The following is a 17,965-nucleotide window of genomic DNA, read 5'->3' as shown; positions in this document are numbered from 1 at the left end:
GGTAAACGGCTTAGTATACGGAAGTTACGTCAGACCGCAACGGGGGAAATGGGCGTTTGGGCGGTGTGTAGGAGCGGATCATTCGAACGGGAAAGATCGCCCACAGTACGGAGAAAGACCATCACCCATCGCCGAAAGCTACGCCCGCCTAACAATGTAACTCCCTTGCACTGAATGGGTTGCGGCGTTCACTGTGAGGCAGCGACCGCCTCTTGGAACGTCAGCTCCTTCCGCTCCAGGCGGAACAGGGCGATCTTGCCGATGATCCGTTTCGGATCGTGGTTTGAGGCCAGGAACGCGGCAACGCGTTTCTTAAAGCCGAACGCGCGATGCATCTCGCACACGAAAGCGTAGACGCCTTTCTTGGGTGAGCCGGCGATTTGCACTGAGTGGAGCCCGCTGAACAGCTCGGGATGCAACTGCTTCAGCCAGTCCCCGAGGTGCGCACCGCCGCTGTAGGCGAGTTTGCCCGACATCAAATCGCTCAGGGCAGACAAGTGGTGCGATGCTTCAAGTTGGCTCGCGGCAAATCTCAATCCGGTCCATTGGCATTCGGCGGTGTGGCTGAGCGGAATTTCTTCCTCCAGCCATTGGCATTGCACGAGTTCGTGGGCGGCGTAATACCCGGGCACAATCTTTGATTGCCGGGCGTGCTGTTTCAGCAGCCAATTTCCTGATTCGTTGCTGCGTAACATGAGGTCTTCGTTGGTGACCTTGCCAGTCGCAAAACATTGCTTCAGCTTGGAAACGACGACCGGCAGTTGAGAGCTTTCGCAGATACGGACCTCATCGGGCAATCCCGTTTTCCGCGTCACGCTGCAGGTGATCGCGTACTCTTTCAAGCAGTGCCGTCCTGAAATACCGCTGGCGATCGTCAGTCGCGAATCGACCCGCTGTTGAGAAACTTCGCAGTGCGATGTTTCGCTGGGGAGCAAACGGGCTCCCGACTTTTCACAGCGGACCATCGCTTCAGGGAGGCCTTTCAAGCCTGATGCTTCAGACGAAACGAGCAATTCCGAGACGACTCGCTTACCCGTCGCGGCGCAGATCGCAGTTTCATCCCATAGCACTCTCTTGCCGGTCGATTCGCACTGGCAGACTTCGCCTGCCAGTTGCACTCCCTTTCGTTTCGAGTGTTCGGATTGGGCGAGTAGATCGACGCCGGCAAGCCGGCCCGTTGCATCCGACGGGCTCGTCTCATCGGGCAGCAATTTGCGGCGCGAGTAGTCGCACGTCACAAACTCCGACGCATGGCCCGTTCTGCTGGAAATCGCCGAAGCGATCGCTTCGTCGCTGCGAAACGGTTTCGCGGAATACTGACTGACTTGAATTTCATCGGGCAACACCCAGGCGTCGGTGAACGCGCACTGCTTCATCTCCGCTTGCAGGCAGCGACGGTCGCTGGCGGCAGACTTGCGTAGATGCGTAGCGAGGACCGACTTGCCCGATGCGTCTGATAGCGCCAGTTCGTCGGGCAGAACCCGCTGGCCCGTGGCTTCGCACGAGCGCAAGCATTCGGCCAGGGCTCGGCGGCCGCTTGCCGCGGAGGCGACCAGCAAATCGACGTCGACTTGCTTGCCGGTGACTTCGCAGGCGGCGATCTCGTCGCTGAGCAACTGGCGTCCCGTCGTTTCACAGTGCGTGAATTCGCCTGAGGCCGCGCGTCCCAAGCGTTGAGATTTCTCCGACGGCGTTAGTTCGGCAAGCAGCGCCCACTTGCCGCTCACTGCGGACTGAGCCGCCTCGTCGCGCAAGAGCAGGCGACCGGTGTAGCCGCATTCGACGCCCTCGGAAGCATGTCCGCGGCGGCCGGAGACTTCGGAAACCACCGATTGATCATTTCTATAACGGGCTCCGGAAACTTCGCTTACGGACAGCTCGTCGCGGAGGACGCTGGCGCCCGTCAGCTCGCACGCGACGGTTTCTTCTGCGAGGCCGAGGCGTCCGCCGATGGCTGACGCTTGCAGCAAACGACGCCGAACGATGGCGCCCGAAACCTCGGAACGGGCCGCTTCGGCGGGAAGGATGGGCTTGCCCGTGGCGGTGCACACGAACATTTCTTCCGCCAGCGCCAGCCGGCCGCTTTCGTCGGAGGGGGTGAGCAGTTCTCGATCGACGACTTTGTGGGAGATGACCGAGGCGGCTGTCTCATCGCGCAGAAGCAGCTTGCCCGTGAGTTCGCAACGAACGAGTTCCCCGGCCGAGGCGACGCCGACGCGTCCCGATTTTTCGGAAGGCGTTAAGGCCCTCAGCGCGGCGCGTTTCTGAGTGAGCGCGGATCGCCCCGCCTCGTCGGGAAGAACGATGACGCCGGTGTACTCGCACTGCACCGCTTCGGAGCGATCGCCGATGCGCTCCGAAAGCTGCGACGCGACGGCGCGATCCTTCCGTAGCCGCTTGCCGGAATAGTCGCTGACGACCAACTCGTCGGCGAGGATGCGGTCTGAGGAAAACTCGCAGACTGCCGTTTCGCTTCCGCGTCCCCGGCGTCCGTCAATCGGCGAGCGAAACAGGAGCGATTGGCAGATCGTTTGCCCGGAGACGTCTGATTGGCCGGCTTCGTCGGGCAAGATTCGCTTGCCGGACTGCTCGCAGACGACCATCTCATCAGCCAGCGCCAGGCGGCCGCTTTCCTCCGAAGGGACTAGCAATTCGACGTCGACCATTCGACCCGACGCCGCCGACTGTTTTGCCTCGTCAACGAGCAGGCGCCGGCCGGTGGCGTCGCATTGAACCGCTTCGTCGCTGGCGCCTTGCCGGTGAGGCGGTTTTTCGGAAACGACGGTCGCATCGTATCGAACGTTGCGACCGCTGACGTCGCTGACGACCGACTCGCTTGCCAGGATTGGTTCTCGCGTCAGTTCGCATTGAATGAACTCGCTGCGATGTCCGCGCTGATTCGAAACGCTCGATTCGGCTCCTTCGTCTGCGCGATATCTCTTGCCGCTGATTTGACTAGCGAGGATTTCTGCCGGAAGCACCCGCGCGCCTGTGAAGTCGCACGTCTCCATTAACCGCTGCAAGCCAAGGCGGCCAGACATGGCCGATAGTTGCACGGTGCTGCGCGCGACGCGGTTGCCGGTGATCTCGCAACGGGCGAGTTCGTCCGGGAAAACGAGGCGGCCGGTTTCTTGGCATGCCTGGCAGAGCTTTTTAAGCCCGAGCTTTCCAGATTCCGCCGACTCGACGAGCAAATGCTTGAGGACCAACTTGCGCGTCAGTTGGCACCGCGTGAGGCAGTTCTCTGGCACGGCGGCTCCCGTCTCTTGGCAATTCGCGAACGCCGGCGCCGTGACGACCTCGCCCGTCGCGGGACGCCCCTCGAGCATCGCTTCGTAGTCGCCTTGGCCGTCGATCGAGAACTTCACGACGAGTTGGCCGCTGGTGCGGAAGTTGCCTTCCAAACTCAAAACATAGCCATGGATCGTCGGCTGGAAGTCGCCGATGATCTTCTTTTCCATCGGCGCATCGCCGGCAGTTTTGGCTAGCTCTTCCCGCAGCCGTCGCTCGTAAAAGTCGCTGAACGCAATGACGTCTTGATCGGTCTCGATCGACGATCTCACGACGCTGCGGATATCGGCGGCCACGCCGGCGGGTTCGAGGGCGTCGTTCACGTACCCCGCCTGATCGGTGCGAAAAGTTTCGCTCACCAACCCGTCGTTAGCCATGATGGGCGCGTCGATAAGCTTCTCGTAGCTATCGACCGCATTGTGGACGGCGGCTTTTACGGTGGCCGTGCCGGCGAACTGCCGGGCGCTGGGCGTGTACTCAACCCCTGTTAGCTGGGCCTGCGGAATTCGCGTTAGCCAGTTAGTTGCGAGCTGCTCGGCCTCCGCCTTGCAGGCGCTGTCGGCCGGTTTCACGCGATGACTGGCGTGGTCGATCCAGTGCTGGACTAGACGCTCGAAATCGGGCTTGCCGGGCAAGTAAAGCTTTGGCGCGCGACCCTGAAACACGCCGTCGGTGGCGCGCGACCGCCAAATCTCTTCATCGAAGGTCAACTCTTCGTTTGGACGATCAGCGTAGGACGCTAAGAAAACGCCGTTGCTAGCGCTGGATAGCGTGGCGCCCCGTGCAGCGAGCGCTCGCTCGACAAATTGGCGATGGGGTAGCCGCGGTTCGGTGCGAGCGACCTTGGGGGCTGCTGGGCCGGTTTTGTGAAGCGCGTCCAATCTGCCTAACGTGCGATCGAGTTCGCCGGCGCGTTTTTTAAGCAACTGCTTGCCCTTTTCTAGGCTAGCTTCAGTCTTCTTCATCGCTAGCTCGACGTCCTGCCCTGATAGCGACTCGACGACGAGCCTCCGCACCTGGACGGCGAACGATTCAGCCGTGTCTTTCGATTCGCCGTAGGTCGTTTCAAGAATGGCTTCGATATCGCCGACGGTCGCGGAGATTGTTTGCAGCTTCTCCATCAGCCGCGCGACGACGCGCTGCTCGGGGCTGCCTGCCAGGCACAAATTGAATACGGTCACAAAGCGGTGGACCGAAGACAGACGCTGAATACGACCGATGCGCTGTTCGACGACCATCGGGTTCCACGGCAGATCGTAGTTGACCAGCACATTGCATTTTTGCAGGTTGACGCCCTCGGCGCCTGAGTCCGTCGAGACGACGACCGAAACTTCGGGCCGATCGTTCATGAACTGTTTAATCGTCCGCATGTTGGCGTTCGCTTCGCCGCCGGAGATGAAGCCGAACTTCACGCCTTCGCGCTCCAGCATGCGGCCAATCGCGGCTTGCGTTTCTTTGCGGCCGGTGAACACCAGGACGCGCCAGTCGTCGGGACGCTTTTCGCGCAGTTCCTGAATGATCAACCGCAGGCCTTCAGCCTTCGCGAAGTTCCTGTTGGGATCGACGAGCCTACGAATTGCATCCCTGAGTTCCGCGAAGAAGGGGTTTCGCTCCGCCATATTGTTCAGCTGAGCGAGCAGCGCCTGCGGACTGCTCATTAGCGCGGTCAGGATCGATGTTTGCAGCAGGCCGTTCATCCCGTCGAGGTGCTCCGCGACAAGTCGCTGCATCTCGATCTCTTCGGACGTCGCGGCTACCGACTGGAGATCGACTCGTCGATCTGGAAACACCAAACCGGCGTCTTGGCGGCGGGTGCGGACGACGTACTGTCGCAAGATTTCCTTGAACGGCTCCTGCGTTCCGTCGCGTAGGCGCCGCGCCGCCGGGGCGTCGGCAATGTAGCGAGCAGAGAATTGGGCCGGTTCACCCAGCGGGTTTTTGTGCCCTTTAGCGATCGTCAGACACGAAATTAGCGAGTAGAGATCCCAGAGCCGGTTGTGAATGGGCGTGGCTGTCAGCATCAGCACGTATTTGAACAGCCGTTGCTCAAGCGCCTTGTGAAGCTTCTGCGCCATCTTGGGCGGTTGCGCCGTACCGTGGAGGTTCCGCAGCTTGTGGGCTTCGTCGAGGATGAGCATGTCGAACGCACCCGCGGGGACAGAGGCGAGGCGCCGTACGCCCGATTCGTACGTGGTGACCACGACGGGACATTGCCCCCGCAGTTCACGATCGAGGTCCGCCCCTTTCGCCGTGCGCGCAAAGATGCCGACCTTCGTCTCGAGTTCCTCGCCCCACTGCTCGCAAAGAATGCTGGGGCACAGCACCAGCGTCCGCGAGATGCGATGGCGCTTCATCAACTCGCACAAAATCAGTGCGGCGCTGATCGTTTTGCCGAGGCCGACGTCGTCGGCGAGCAGCGTCACCGGCAAGCATCGGCAGAACGTAATAAGGTTTTGAACCTGATGCTCGAAGGGGGCGAATCCTTCACGCCACTCGGTTCGCGATTTGACGTCCTCAATGCTGTGAATAACGATCGGATCGGCCAGGCTCCACTCGAGCGCCGCGCGGTGCAACGCGAATTCCTCGTCGTTGCCTGCCGGCTTGAGTCGGTCGGCCGTCACTTCGAAAGTGGAACGAAGCGGAGGGCGAGAAAAGAGCGATGCGTCCAATGTGTCCGGCCTTTAGAGAGCAACATGCCGTGCCGCCAGGAAGCGTTGACGAGAGCTTTTGCAGATGTCGGCGACTATCAGAGCTGATTGTGCGTAGGCGAAGAAATAGTTACAAGAGGCGGTAAGCCTAATTGGCCGGCGAAGCGATGATATGCCCGGTGATCGCTGGGAGTGTGGGGGATTAGGCGAAGCGTGGCAGCACTGTCGAATAAGAAGATGCTGCCGCCTGCGGCGTCAACGCCTAGAACGCGAGGCAATGCTGGCCCGTTCGGCGACTCGATATCCGCAGAGGTTTGCTGCCTGCGGGCGGAAGCTTGTCGTTTCGCTTACACTGCGGTGGGGGGAGGCGGCCACGCTCGCGCGGTAACAGGACTGGGGAGATCGCATGGATCGAATCGCAACTCGACTGGCAATCTTCTGCGGAGTTCTGTGCGGCCAAGCTACGGCCGCGCCGCCGGATGAAGTTCCGCATGCGATGGTCCCGGCACTTACTCGGGCGACGGGGGCGTCGCCCAACGATGATCGGCAGGCTGCGGCGGTGGCGGCGCTGGCCCGGGCGGCGAGTCAGCCGGGGAGCAGAATCGACGCACAGTATCGGCAACCCGATGCGACTGCCAACGGCGGTCCAACCGATGCGGAGCGCGAAGAAGCCGCGCGGTTCGCCGTCTGGAACAGCGAGGAGATGCTCGAAGCGCGGCGGTATGTGCTCGAGGTCGGCAAGCGCTCCGCGCGGTCGAGCGAGCGCGAGGCGCAGGCGTTCTTGAACCGCCTGAGCGCCCTTTCGGCGGAGCAGATGACCACGTGGCTGCAGCGGTTGCAGGCGCAGCGGCGCGGCATCGCGGTGCAACGGGCCGTCGAGGACGAAGCGCGCGAGGCACAGCGAGAGGAGGCGCTCGCCCTGCTGCGCGAGCAAGAGGCCGCGCGGCAAAGCGTCCGTCAGTGGCAAGGCCGTAGCGCCGAGTGGCTGCAATCGCGGTTCGACGTCGAGCGGTTCCTCACGCAAGAGCGGCAACAGGGGCGGCGGGCGGAGATTGCCTCGGCGCTCGACGCAAAGCGATTGCGATTCAATCCGTTTTATCCAACGCTCGATCCAATGACTCCGCCGCCGAAGATCGCGGGGGCGGCGAGCTTGCCGGGCGACTTGCCGCGGAGCGATCCCCGGAACTTCATCCGCGGCGAGGAGGGGATCGACTTCGGCGGGAGCGGCGGCGTTGGCTTTGCCGGCGCTACTGCTCCAGCGGCGGCGCCCTCCCCTGCCCCAACGACGGCGCCTTCGGCCGCGCCAGTGGCGGTCGAAGGCGGAGCGTCGGGCGTCGCGGAGGCTAGCGGCGGCGAATAGCCACAGCTTCCACGCGACGCCCAGGCAGCGGGCCAGACGCTGTTAGGGCCAAGGCTTCGGCACGACGCCCTGAATCGCCGTATCCAGCTCCTTCGTTAGCTTGGCGTGCAGCTTGCCGTCGCCTTCGACCTTCTTCAGTTCGTGCATCACTTCTTCGGCTTCGGCGGTCCGATCGTTGACCACGAGCAAAGCCACCAGCGTCGCCGAGTCATTGAGAAACTTCTTGTTGGCATATTTAATATACGAATCACCTATTTTTGGGTTCTTCGCCAACTTCTCGGCCATCTTGTAGCTGTTGAGAATCTGCTCAAGCGATTCATCGGCGTCGATGTACTTCCCGCACAGTTCATAATCCTTCGCTCGAATGAGCGCAGGTTCAGCCAACGCGAAGACCCGTTGCGCCGCGTCAGTATCGGTGGCGTCGATGGCGCGGAAGGCGTCCACTGTCTGCTCCTCGTCGCCTAGCTCGCGGTTGATGCTCGTAAACTCCTGGAAGTCCTCGAACGCGATCTTCCGTCCCTCCTCGGGGGTGATGCGCTGCTTGGCGGCGTCGCGAACCTCGCGCAGCTTCACCAGCGCGGGCGGGTAAGATTGGCCCAACTTACCCCAGTTGCTGAGGGCAAACGACAACCGGACGCCCGTCAGCGACGGCTGATACTCCAGCGCGTGCTCGTAGAACCATTCCAGCTTCGCGAGCGACTCTTCGTAGCGCTTCGCTTGCGTGTCGACGTCGACTTCCTGCAAGATCTGCATCGGATCGGGATCTTTCGGCGGCGTCCAGGCCTCGGCCGACGCCAGACGCGAAAGCAACAACACAGCCAGTAAAAATCCAAACTTCATGGCAACCAACTCCTTCAAATGAAATTCCGTGACTACTCATCCGTTACGTAAGTGAAAAAACTCGCAGCCGCACGCAGTGAAGCGCTCGACTGACTCCCCAGTCCCGCTAGCTCCCCACTCCCGCTAACGAGTGTTCGATCGCCGTCAGCCGGCCGTTGTGTTCGCTCACGCAGACGTCGATCCCTTGGGCGAACGCCTGCGCTGCGTGCTCGTCGTTGAACGTGCTCAGCAAATCAATCGCGGTCGCCAGCCGCTCATCAGCCGCGTCGCGAGCGCTCGATCGCGCGGCAGCCAATTGCATGAGTTGCTCGCTCGGCTCAGCCGAGGGGCCCGGCGCCAGCCGCCACATGTTCAGTCCCCACAAGAGGCTCGCCGCCACGGCCATCGCCAGCGACCGCCGTACGAGTTGCCGCTTCGTCCAGCGCTGCGTCCAATCCTTTGATGCGGGGCGTTCAACGACGACGGCAGAAGTCCGCGCCGCCGCCGCCGCTTCGTCGAAGGCTTGCATCGCCCGTTCGCGGACCTCGCGACGATGCTGCTCGCGAATCGAATCGTCAAACGCACAGCCTTGCAGCAGTTCGCCAAAGTTGTCGTTGGCTTCGTTCATGTGATGACTCCTAAATCGCGTCGCAGTTTTTCGATGGCCCGCATCTCCGCCGTCCGCACGGCGCCCGGCCGCATCCTCAAAATTTCAGCAATCTGGCGGTGCGGCATACTTTCGAAGTAGCGGAGCACCACGATCGATTGATCTCGCAAACTCAGTCGCAGGAGCGACTGATAGACGCTCGGCCACTCGAGCGCCGCGAAGCTGCCGACGTTCTTTGCCTCAGGCGACGAATTGACGGCGCCATTTTGGGCCGCCGCCAGCAGCAGCCGGTCGCGTCGCTCGCTCTTCCGCAAATGGGCGTTCACTTGATTCGCGGCGATGGCGTACACCCACCGCATGAAGTCGCGATGCCCGCCGTCGCAAAAACCGTGCATCGACCGCGCGACGTTCAGAAAAACTTCCGCGGTTACTTCCTCGGCGTCGTCCCAACGAAACAGCCGCCGCCGGCAGTAGCGAAAAATCGGCGGATAGCAGCGATCGCACAACTCGCCAAAGGCCTCGCGATCGGTCCGAGCCCGAGCCAGCAAGGCGTCGTCGTCGCTCGGCGAGTGGGGGACATCGTGCGTCATACCCCTAATAATGCGCGGGCGGGGGCGATGTCACAGGAGAAGGGCGAGAAAGTTTGCCGCTTGATGCGCGGCGCGGCGAGGGGGTGGCAATTTTGGCCGCGGCTGGCCGACCGGAGATTGTGCGTCGCGGTAGATGTTGAGGCACAGAGAGAACGTCTGTTTCCGCCCAGTGGCCACGGCGATGCGCGTCGACGCGAGAGACTTCTTGTTGCCGGGGCGTGAGTTTTGTCGCGGGGCGAATTGTGTCGCCAAACGCGTTTTTGGCGACACAATTCGGAAGTTGTTTGCTTCGTTGGGTTTGCGGCGAAGCCGTCGGCGACAGAAATGCCAAAAGTGACAGAATGGGGCGTCGTGGAGGGAGCGTAGGCGTCGCCGGGGATTGTGCGGCTCGCTTCCCTGCCCCACCGACGGCAACCCGGCTGGCGACTGCCTGCGTCACGCGCGGCGCAAGTGCGGGTTGAGCATCGCCCTCTCCCGGCGGATAACGCGTGGGCGCAGCGATCGCGCGAAACGTGGACATGCGACCACTATAAACGATTGAGTGGCCATTTTCTAGATGGTATTTTCTGGAATTGCTGCGAGACGTTGCCGGCCACGCTGGTCGCCGTTACAGGTGAGTTTCCTGTCGCCCCACTGGTTTTGGTTGCCTGATCTTCCAGGCTGCTTGCTGGCGAAGCGGCAACCACTCTTCAACGGCGATTCGCACTGGCGACACGCCAGTGGCACCCGGCGATGTTTAATACGCTTTAAACCGTGCAGCCTTAATGCATCGGCGGCTGCTAAATGCGATGCAAGCCAACAGCACCGTTCCGAGCGCCGCACTGCGAGGTTCGGGAATGACGCTAACTCGCATGAGTACATTATTAGCCTTGAAGTAAAGCTCGCCGTCAAACTCGAATAGAAAGGATGGCATCGAACCCTGTCGACCGGTCCGAATGTCCTTGACGAGACTTACAGTCTGCCCATCGAACATGAACAGTTCGCTCCCGACATCGGATCTTGAGGCCGTGAAGAATAGGTTGCCGTCAAATACTGTAAAGTCTGAAGGATTTGAACTTTGAAATCCAGAAGCGATGTCCGCAACTAGGGTGACGACATTGCCATCATACTTGAACAGTTCAAATCCTACCGAGGGCCCGCCGTCAGCAGTGAAATACACGTTATTGTTGAACTCAGTCGGCCAGTTCGCGCCAGACCAAGACAATCCCGCATCGTGCGGAACTTGCTCAACGGAGACGCCGTCGTAATCGAATAAGCCGTATTCGAATTGGCCGTCACCGGAAACACCATAAGTAGCCGCGAAAACCACTTTGCCATTTAGTTCTAAGAACGATCGCGGCTCACTGGAACCATTTCCGGGCCAAACATCATCTACTAACGTGATAGAGTCGTCATTATATTCGTACAGCTCAACCCCAGTTGAGGCATCGCCCTGCGCAGTCACAAGTAGCCTTCCACCAAACCGAATCCCGCTGAAGTTAAACCAATTTTCAACGGGACTTGCGCCTCTAATTGGCGTAAGGGTCAAACCGTCATAAGAATACATGCTACGGCCAGATGGATCGAGCGCACTGAACAGAAGCTTGCCTTGATATTCAAGCATTCCGTCTGGGGCCGAGCCGATTTCACCAGGGTAGATATCGGCGACCATAGTCGCTGAAGACCCGTCGAATTTGAATAGCTCGTACCCGGAGAAGCCATTCCATGAAGTGAAGTACAAGCTGTCCTGAAAGACGATAGGGTCAAAAATATTCCCACCCCGTGGACCAGGCACGTTGTCCGCAACTAGCCGCAGCGTGCTCCCGTCATACTTGAACAGTTCGGCACCATGGGCGGATGTCTGCCCGCGAAAGTAAAGTTCGCCCTGGAATTGCACGAAGTTGATTGGGTTGGTGACGCCAATCCCAAGCGTGTCGGGCACAACGCTCACATGGTAGCGGTCTGCAGCATGGGCAGAATTCAGTACGAGCAGGACTGTGGAAACGAGCGTGGAGAAAGTGCGCAAAGGTAGTCGCCTAGTCGGGAGCCCCAGCATGCGTTGTAACGTCTCTGAAAGGCTTTTCCATCATTTAATTCGCCACAACCATTTCCAGTAACGTGCGGGTGGCATATCGTCGCGGAGCGTCGACATGTTGATGTGAGAGTTGGAGTCTGCTCCGAGTTCAGCATGCTCATGCCTAGAAGGGCAAGAGCATTGCACCCAGCGGAAGCGGCTTCGCGGCCGTATATTGGCACTTTGCACTGCGTATGGAGCCAAGGAACTATCGTGACGCCAGAACTGCAACGCCGTTGGCAGGCCGCTTCAGCACCGTTCGACGGCATGGTCGTGACGACGTGCGACGAACATGGGCCGAGCATCCTGCAAGAAATGCTGCTGCTGGCGGCCGGTCGATTGCAGGGCGCCTTTCCGGACGTTTACGTCAGCGACGATTGGCACGAGCATGACGGCTTTCTGACGGAGCCGTCGCCGATTGCGTGGGAAGAGTTGCTCGAGAGGTTCGCCAGCCCGCGCGCTCTGTACGACAGTCGCCATCAGGACGAGCATGTGCGGGTGGCGATCTTCCCGAGTTCCCACGACTGGCTGTTGCGGTACTGCATCGAGGATTCGGAGCCCGACTATCGCGATGCGTGCTGCGACTTCGACTTCACTTGCTCGCCGGAATCGCCTGCCTATGGTTTAGCCAGCCAGATCAACGCGACGTGGCCTGGGTATACGAACGTGATGCCGGCCAAGGAGTTCTTTGACCGTTCTTACGGAGGGTGAGTCGTCGCGAAGCGTCGACCGGCGCGTGCGAGGGTTGGGCTGGACGGCGGGTTCGCCCTCATCCCCAGCCCTTCTCCCGGGGGGAGAAGGGGGCAGGTTGGCGGTCGGTAGGTTAATGCGTATCAGGCGCACCAATCCCAAGGCCGATATCTTTTGCAGGATACTTGACGAACGTCTTCGCATGTTCCGACTGCATTTGCAGGACCGGACCGTAGGCCCATTCGTAGTCGCTGTTGCTCATGGTGCGACGTTCCTTCGGGTCGCGATAAATGTCGAACACCCACGGCGAGACGCCGACGGGGACGTAGGTCGACATGCTGATGTTCGTGAACGGCTGTTCGGACAGCTGCACCTTGAAGTAGGCCTTGAACGAGTCCCAGCGGAGTCCTGAGAAGTCGGCTTGGTTGTAGCAGAACACTGCTTGCCGGTTCGACTCGCCGTCATCGTTCAGCAGGAACGACGTTTGATCGATGCCGTCGATGTAGCGCTCCGTGGGGATCTTGTCGACGATGCCGCCGAGCGCGAGCGACGTGTTGAACAGATCCATCAGGTCGAACAGCCCGTCGCTAACGCGTCCGGGCTTGATGACGCCGGGCCAGTAGGCGACGCCGGGAACGCGCACGCCGCCTTCCCAAGTGGTGCCCTTGCTGCCGCGGAACGGGGTGTAGCCGCAGTCGGGGTAGCTGTCTTCTTCCGGTCCATTGTCGGACGTGAAGAACACGAGCGTGTTTTCAAGCTGCCCGGTTTCCTTCAGCGTGGCGATGAGTCGGCCGACGATGTCGTCGACTTCGACGACCGCGTCCTTATACGGCAGCTTGGCGGGGCTGCGACCTTCGTAGCCATCGCCCGCGAAGTTGTCGAAGTGAACTTTCGCAAAGGCGTGGACCAAGTAGAACGGCTTCTTTGCTTCGGCGGAACGCTTGATGAAGTCGACGGACCAATTGGCGAAGTCTTGGTCGCAGTTGCCCATCTGCTTCGACGTTTCGAGCGGGTAGTCGATCGTGAGCTTTTCGCCCTTCTTGCCGCTGACGACGGCGTTGTATTCGCTGAGCGACTTGTAAGTTTTGAGCTTCTCGGGGGCTTTGACGAGCTGCTCGTACTTGCGCGGCATCATGTACTGCGTGTACTCGCTCACGACGGAGAGGAACCCGTGGAACTCGTCGTAGCCGACCTGATGGGGCTGCATTCCTTCGCCCTCGCCGACGTGCCACTTGCCGGAGAGCGCCGTGACGTAGCCGCTGTCGCTGAGCAGCTTCGCGGCGCTGACTTCGTCCGCCCAAGGGTTCTTCGTTGGGCGATCGCTCGCTAGGAGCGGACGGGTGAGGCCGCTGCGCGCGGGGATGCGGCCGGTGTTGAGCGCCGCGCGCGTCGGCGTGCAAAGGGGCGTCGCATAGGCGGAAGTGAGCCGCAGGCCGCCTTGCGCTAGCGCGTCGATGTTCGGCGTCGGGGCTCCGGCCATCGCGCCGCCGCCGTTGCAGCCGACATCGCCGTAGCCCATGTCATCGACGAGGATGATCAGGATGTTCGGTTTGCGGCCGGTCTTCGCGGCGAGCTGTTGCAGCTTCTTGAGCACGGCCTGCTGCTGTTCGGGGTGCGGCAGCGCTGGTTCCAGGTGGTCGGCGATGCGAACCGTGCGGTTCCAGCCTTGGCTTTCCGCTGCGTGGGCGGGGACAGCGGAAACGAGCGTCAGAGCGGCGATTGCCAAGAGGCGTTCGGCGGTCATGAGGTGATCCCCTGAGGAGTCGGCGCGAGAAGCGCGCAGTCGGAGCGACGGGCCGTATTGTACATAAACGAGGCGTGCTTAGACAATTACCGCGCACCAGAGCCGCGAGGCAGATCGCCGCCAACGCGTAGCGAGTGGCGGCAAGCATGCCGGCTTACTGCATGATGGGCATTTCGACCGCTTCGGCGACGACGCGGGGCTTCATGTGGAGGGTGATGTGCCACACGCGGCCCGTGACGGTGTCGAGGCGGTAGCAAGCGCCCGCTTCCGAGGCGATTTGGAAGCGACCGGACATTTGGGGGAGGAATGGGGCCATCATCATCGGCTCGGCCGGGGCGGTGGCGACGGCTTCGGGGGGCGCCAAGCGCTCGGTGATAATTGAGGCTTCTTGGCCGACGGCGTTGCGGGGCCAGTCGACGCCCGATGCGGCCCAACCGAGGACGATGCCAACGAGAACAAGTGCGAAAGGTTTCATGGGAGGGGCTCCGTGGAGTGAGGGGATTGGGCGGGAAGTGATTATAGCGTGGCGGGGGGATCGCGTTGCGGGGCGTGTGAATGCATGCGTCGTGAGGGGCGTGTGAGAGGGCTCGCTTCATCCCCGGCCCTTCTCCCAGGGGGAGAAGGGGAGGTTGGAGGGCCGCGGAGGGGCGGCACTTCTCACTAGCACGGAAGCGGCGCCCGGTGATATTTAGAGCGAGGCGCGAGTAGCAGCGATCGAGAGTTTGCCACCTGAAATCTAGATCGGTTACACTCTCGCTATTCAATTTCCCGCTCGCACAACTGACCACATCAATACTGCTATGGCGAAATTCGTCTGTCCAAAGTGCCAGGAGGGCAGCGCGTCGCGCGAATTTCATACTTGGCAAGTTGTGGTCGCGATCGTCGGTTTCCCCATCGGGTTGCTTGCCCTTCTGGCCGACCGTAAGCCGCCGCGGTGTCCCGCTTGCGGATACGCGTGGCGCCCTTAAGCTAGCGGCGGGCGGCATGTCGTCGCGAAGCGTCGACATGTGGAAGCGCTCGTTAGAGGCCATGCAGAGTTCGCATGCTCATGCCTTGAGGGGGCTTTGCCCAAAAAATCTATGGGCGGGGTCTCCGACCCCGAAGCGGCGTGGTGAAACCACCACGGCTTGTGGTGGTGGACGAAATCGGCGTCGGAGACGCCTCCCACAAATGATTTTTGGGCAAAGCCCCTTGAGGGGCAAGAGCATGGCGCCCATCGCCGCGACGTCAATGCAGAATCGTCGGCAGCGTGTGAGGCGAACAGAGAATCGCGGGGCAAGTAATCGCCTTTGGAGTTAAGCAGCGGTCGATGAACGAGAACAACGAGAGCGGGGAGCGCGGCGCGTTTGACGACTACTTGCAGCAACAGCTGCAGGAGCACTTGGAACTGCGTCGCGAGTTCGTCCGATCGCACGACTTGCAGATTGAGATTGTGGAGCTGGTCGCCGCGGGCGGAGTGACGAGAGTGTCAGCTCGAATCTGCGGTCGCCTCAACGAGAGGACTGTCGAACACAAGGCGAAAGCGACGAGGTCCGAAGTTCAGGCAGGCAGCGGCAGTGCGGCAGGAGCAGTGGCGAGAGTCGTTTCGGTCGCCGTGAAGTCGGTCGCTAGCTTGGCGTTCGATTCGTTCTCCGATGAGAGTCGACTCACGCAGTGCGTGGCGGAGGTGACGTCGCAGTTGCTGCTTCACGTCGACCGCTGCTTGGAGGTGCCGTTTACCCCGCTGGAAACTCGCTGGCGGCGATTTCGCTTGGTCCGTCAAACCCTGGCGGTAGTCAGCGTGCTCTCCGTCTACGGCTTCTTTAATTGGCTCATCGCGGGTAAGGAGGATGTGTCGTGGGCAAGTATCCTCGCGCTGGCGACGTTTGCCGGCGTCGTCGTCGGCGGGCTGGTCTACGCAATCGCCTTCGCCATTGCGATCCTGGCGATGCCGGCAGAATTCTTTCTGACGGAGTTGGAGGGACGCCGAGCGGTGGCGCGATGCGGCGTCAACTCCGCGGGAGCGGTGAAGCTCGTGGCAGTTGGCTTTCTGTTGACCGTCGTTGCCGTTGGAGTCTGGTACTGCAGATTGTTGTGCAGCGGTCCGGCCGACGAGTGATCGCGGCGACTGCTCGCGACGCACCTTACCAATGGCCGTGATGGCCGTGGTGGTAATGGTAGTGATATCCCCACCGCGGGCCCGAGTAATAGTGAATCACTGGCGCCGGCTCGACGTACACGACCGGGCGCGGGGCAATCACCGCCGCGGGCGCCGTAGCGACGTAGGCGGGGGCGTAGCCATTGGGGGCCGACGATTGAGCCGCCATGACGACGCGGTCGCTCACGCCGCTTTGCTTGAGCGCGATGAGGCCGTTGGGGCTGAGGTCGAGGCGGCTGCCGCGGCTGCGAATGGTGCTGATGATGAGGTCTTCGCTGACGCCGGCGCGGGTCATTTCGACGAGGTCAAAATTGGTCACCGCTTGGGCGGCGACTTGGGCGTTGGCTTGATTGGCGACCGCGACGCCGGTGGCCGTCGCGCGGCGGTCGGCCTGGTCGACCGAGTTGCCGACGAGTCCGCCGGCAAGGGCTCCGACGCCGGCGCCGATGAGGGCGCCTTCGCCGCGTTGATCGCGGCCGCCGATGAGCGCGCCGGTAACGGCGCCGAGTCCGCCGCCCACCACAGCGCCGCCGACGGTGTCGTTGCGGTAGTAGCTAGGCGCCGGTTGGTAGTAGTACTGCTGCGCGACGGCCGGCGTGGCGGCGGCGATTGCGGCGAGCCCACCGCTGAGGTGAAGCAGGCCGAGCAGCGTGCGCGCAGCGCGACGATGCGACGCCAAGCGGGCGAGTGGTGCGAAAGTCATTGCGGTCGAGCCATCACGGGGTGGGCGGCGATTCCGTGCGAGTGGAACGCCGCTAGAGTGATGTATCGACCAACGGCCGGGACCACAACATCAAGTGGGGGTGTGGCGGCGCCGTCGGTGCTAGCTGCTGTCGCTTGGGCGACGCGAAGGAGGCTATTTCTTCGCTTCGCTCGTAGCCGGCGGCACGGCCGGCAGGAACTTGAACGCTGGCGTCGGCTTGAACATGTCCGCCGCGTCGCCCGCGTAAATCGAGCCGTCGTTGACGGTCAGCTTCTTCACCGGCGCCCCTTCCTTGAGGTCAAGGTCGGCCAAGTCGATCCAAAAAATGCTCGGGCTGCTCGTCGATTCGAAGTAGTAGCGGCGGTTCTTGTGGTCGGAGAGGGTGCGCCACAGCGTCGACGAAATGTTCGGCTGCCCTGGCGTCGAGATGCCGAGCGGCACCGAGACGTTGCGAATGACGCTGAACGCGCTGGCGATCGCTTCTTCAATCTTGTCCGTCTGCGGGACGGCGTTGATGTAGAACGACGCCCGGACGAAGCGATCGGAGGCGCGGTTCGTGCCGGGCAGCATCGTCGTGCCGCCGATTTGCTGCCAGTAGGCGTCGAGCGCGAGTTGCTGCGAGTAGATCGGCGAGTTGGTCATCACCTGGTACTCGCGGCCGTGGTGGATCACGAGTTGGCCGTCGACGTATTCGAAGATCGCCGAGTCGCCGGTCGGGTCGGAAATGGCGAGGTGCACCGTGCCGGCGTGACCATCGGGCGTTTCAACCGGGACGACGTAAAACTCTTCCTTGCTGAGGGCGTCGACCGCTTCGGCGACGGTCGAGTAATTGTCGAGCACGTACTGAGCCCACGCGGAAATCGACATCGTGCGGCGGGGGTCGTTCGGCTTGGGCGTGGGGTATTGCGATTCGGCCAGGTAGAGCAGATTCGTGACGAGGCCTTGCTCGTTCATGCCGTCGCAGGTGGCGGCGTCGAACGCAGAGCCAATCACGCTGCCGTACTTCGAGGTCCACTCCATCGACTTGGGCCCGGCGGCGCCGTCGCGAGCGATGCCGCGCGGCATCACCCACAGGTTCGTGCCGATGTTGCTCACCCAGTCCATGCTGCGAACGGTGATGATCGTGCTGTTGGGGCCGAGGTAGACGGCGCGCGAACAGGCGTCGAGCCGCGTCACCGCCAGGAATCCGCCAGCGATGAGAAAGGTCGCCAGCAGGCAGGCGGAGAGTCGTGAGCGCATCGTCACCTCGCAGTGCAAACGGAAGTCGCCGAGTCATGGAAGCGTCGACGTTCGTCAGTACTATAGGTTTCGATGCGCAGGCGG

General features: G+C 61.7%; 12 protein-coding genes. 3 read left to right on the top strand and 9 right to left on the bottom strand.

The window, feature by feature from the left end:
- Positions 1-188: 188 nt before the first annotated feature.
- Complete coding sequence (locus tag PLANPX_RS13855) at positions 189-5,912, bottom strand: DEAD/DEAH box helicase (RefSeq protein ID WP_172992060.1); 5,724 nt, start codon at positions 5,910-5,912, stop codon at positions 189-191.
- A 433-nt stretch (positions 5,913-6,345) separates the two neighbouring features.
- Here PLANPX_RS13855 and PLANPX_RS13850 point away from each other — a divergent pair, with 433 nt between their 5' ends.
- Positions 6,346-7,299: a hypothetical protein gene (locus PLANPX_RS13850; protein WP_152099305.1), complete on the top strand. Its 954-nt coding sequence runs from the start codon at positions 6,346-6,348 to the stop codon at positions 7,297-7,299.
- A gap of 42 nt (positions 7,300-7,341) precedes the next feature.
- Here PLANPX_RS13850 and PLANPX_RS13845 read toward each other — a convergent pair whose 3' ends face one another.
- The 4 genes from PLANPX_RS13845 to PLANPX_RS13830 all read right to left on the bottom strand — a co-directional run bounded on the left by PLANPX_RS13845 (position 7,342) and on the right by PLANPX_RS13830 (position 11,320).
- Positions 7,342-8,139 (bottom strand): hypothetical protein, encoded by a 798-nt coding sequence (locus PLANPX_RS13845; RefSeq protein WP_152099304.1) that lies wholly within the window; start codon positions 8,137-8,139, stop codon positions 7,342-7,344.
- 106 nt (positions 8,140-8,245) lie between these two features.
- Positions 8,246-8,746, bottom strand: a complete 501-nt coding sequence (locus PLANPX_RS13840; protein ID WP_152099303.1) for a hypothetical protein — start codon at positions 8,744-8,746, stop codon at positions 8,246-8,248.
- Positions 8,743-9,315, bottom strand: coding sequence for an RNA polymerase sigma factor (locus PLANPX_RS13835; RefSeq protein ID WP_152099302.1), 573 nt, complete (start codon positions 9,313-9,315; stop codon positions 8,743-8,745). The genes PLANPX_RS13840 and PLANPX_RS13835 overlap by 4 nt, the downstream gene beginning before the upstream one ends.
- Before the next feature lie 736 nt (positions 9,316-10,051).
- Positions 10,052-11,320 (bottom strand): hypothetical protein, encoded by a 1,269-nt coding sequence (locus PLANPX_RS13830; protein WP_232536114.1) that lies wholly within the window; start codon positions 11,318-11,320, stop codon positions 10,052-10,054.
- A gap of 261 nt (positions 11,321-11,581) precedes the next feature.
- Between PLANPX_RS13830 and PLANPX_RS13825 the strand changes: the two genes are divergently transcribed.
- Positions 11,582-12,079: a hypothetical protein gene (locus tag PLANPX_RS13825; RefSeq protein WP_152099300.1), complete on the top strand. Its 498-nt coding sequence runs from the start codon at positions 11,582-11,584 to the stop codon at positions 12,077-12,079.
- A gap of 112 nt (positions 12,080-12,191) precedes the next feature.
- On the opposite strand, the gene PLANPX_RS13820 is transcribed toward PLANPX_RS13825, so the two are convergent.
- A complete protein-coding gene (locus tag PLANPX_RS13820; protein WP_152099299.1) occupies positions 12,192-13,802 on the bottom strand; it encodes an arylsulfatase in 1,611 nt (536 codons plus the stop codon).
- A 154-nt stretch (positions 13,803-13,956) separates the two neighbouring features.
- Positions 13,957-14,277, bottom strand: coding sequence for a hypothetical protein (locus tag PLANPX_RS13815; protein ID WP_152099298.1), 321 nt, complete (start codon positions 14,275-14,277; stop codon positions 13,957-13,959).
- Positions 14,278-15,111: 834 nt separating this feature from the next.
- On the opposite strand from PLANPX_RS13815, the gene PLANPX_RS13805 reads away from it, so the two are divergent.
- Positions 15,112-15,900: a hypothetical protein gene (locus PLANPX_RS13805; RefSeq protein ID WP_152099296.1), complete on the top strand. Its 789-nt coding sequence runs from the start codon at positions 15,112-15,114 to the stop codon at positions 15,898-15,900.
- A gap of 25 nt (positions 15,901-15,925) precedes the next feature.
- Here the strand turns inward: PLANPX_RS13805 and PLANPX_RS13800 are convergent, their stop codons facing one another.
- Together PLANPX_RS13800 and PLANPX_RS13795 are read right to left on the bottom strand one after the other, a co-directional pair.
- A complete protein-coding gene (locus PLANPX_RS13800) occupies positions 15,926-16,642 on the bottom strand; it encodes a YMGG-like glycine zipper-containing protein (RefSeq protein ID WP_152099295.1) in 717 nt (238 codons plus the stop codon).
- Positions 16,643-16,795: 153 nt separating this feature from the next.
- Positions 16,796-17,881: a linear amide C-N hydrolase gene (locus tag PLANPX_RS13795; RefSeq protein WP_152099294.1), complete on the bottom strand. Its 1,086-nt coding sequence runs from the start codon at positions 17,879-17,881 to the stop codon at positions 16,796-16,798.
- Between the last annotated feature and the right edge of the window lie 84 nt (positions 17,882-17,965).

The sequence above is a fragment of the Lacipirellula parvula genome (assembly GCF_009177095.1).
In the GTDB taxonomy this organism is placed as follows: Bacteria; Planctomycetota; Planctomycetia; order Pirellulales; family Lacipirellulaceae; genus Lacipirellula; species Lacipirellula parvula.
This window is presented reverse-complemented; position numbering and strand designations above follow the sequence as displayed.

Excerpts from the sequence above, each read along its gene's own strand:
- PLANPX_RS13850 (WP_152099305.1), top strand. The coding sequence starts at position 6,346 with ATGGATCGAATCGCAACTCGACTGGCAATCTTCTGCGGAGTTCTGTGC.
- PLANPX_RS13845 (WP_152099304.1), bottom strand. The coding sequence starts at position 8,139 with ATGAAGTTTGGATTTTTACTGGCTGTGTTGTTGCTTTCGCGTCTGGCG.
- PLANPX_RS13840 (WP_152099303.1), bottom strand. The coding sequence starts at position 8,746 with ATGAACGAAGCCAACGACAACTTTGGCGAACTGCTGCAAGGCTGTGCG.
- PLANPX_RS13835 (WP_152099302.1), bottom strand. The coding sequence starts at position 9,315 with ATGACGCACGATGTCCCCCACTCGCCGAGCGACGACGACGCCTTGCTG.
- PLANPX_RS13820 (WP_152099299.1), bottom strand. The coding sequence starts at position 13,802 with ATGACCGCCGAACGCCTCTTGGCAATCGCCGCTCTGACGCTCGTTTCC.
- PLANPX_RS13815 (WP_152099298.1), bottom strand. The coding sequence starts at position 14,277 with ATGAAACCTTTCGCACTTGTTCTCGTTGGCATCGTCCTCGGTTGGGCC.
- PLANPX_RS13805 (WP_152099296.1), top strand. The coding sequence starts at position 15,112 with ATGAACGAGAACAACGAGAGCGGGGAGCGCGGCGCGTTTGACGACTAC.
- PLANPX_RS13800 (WP_152099295.1), bottom strand. The coding sequence starts at position 16,642 with ATGACTTTCGCACCACTCGCCCGCTTGGCGTCGCATCGTCGCGCTGCG.
- PLANPX_RS13795 (WP_152099294.1), bottom strand. The coding sequence starts at position 17,881 with ATGCGCTCACGACTCTCCGCCTGCCTGCTGGCGACCTTTCTCATCGCT.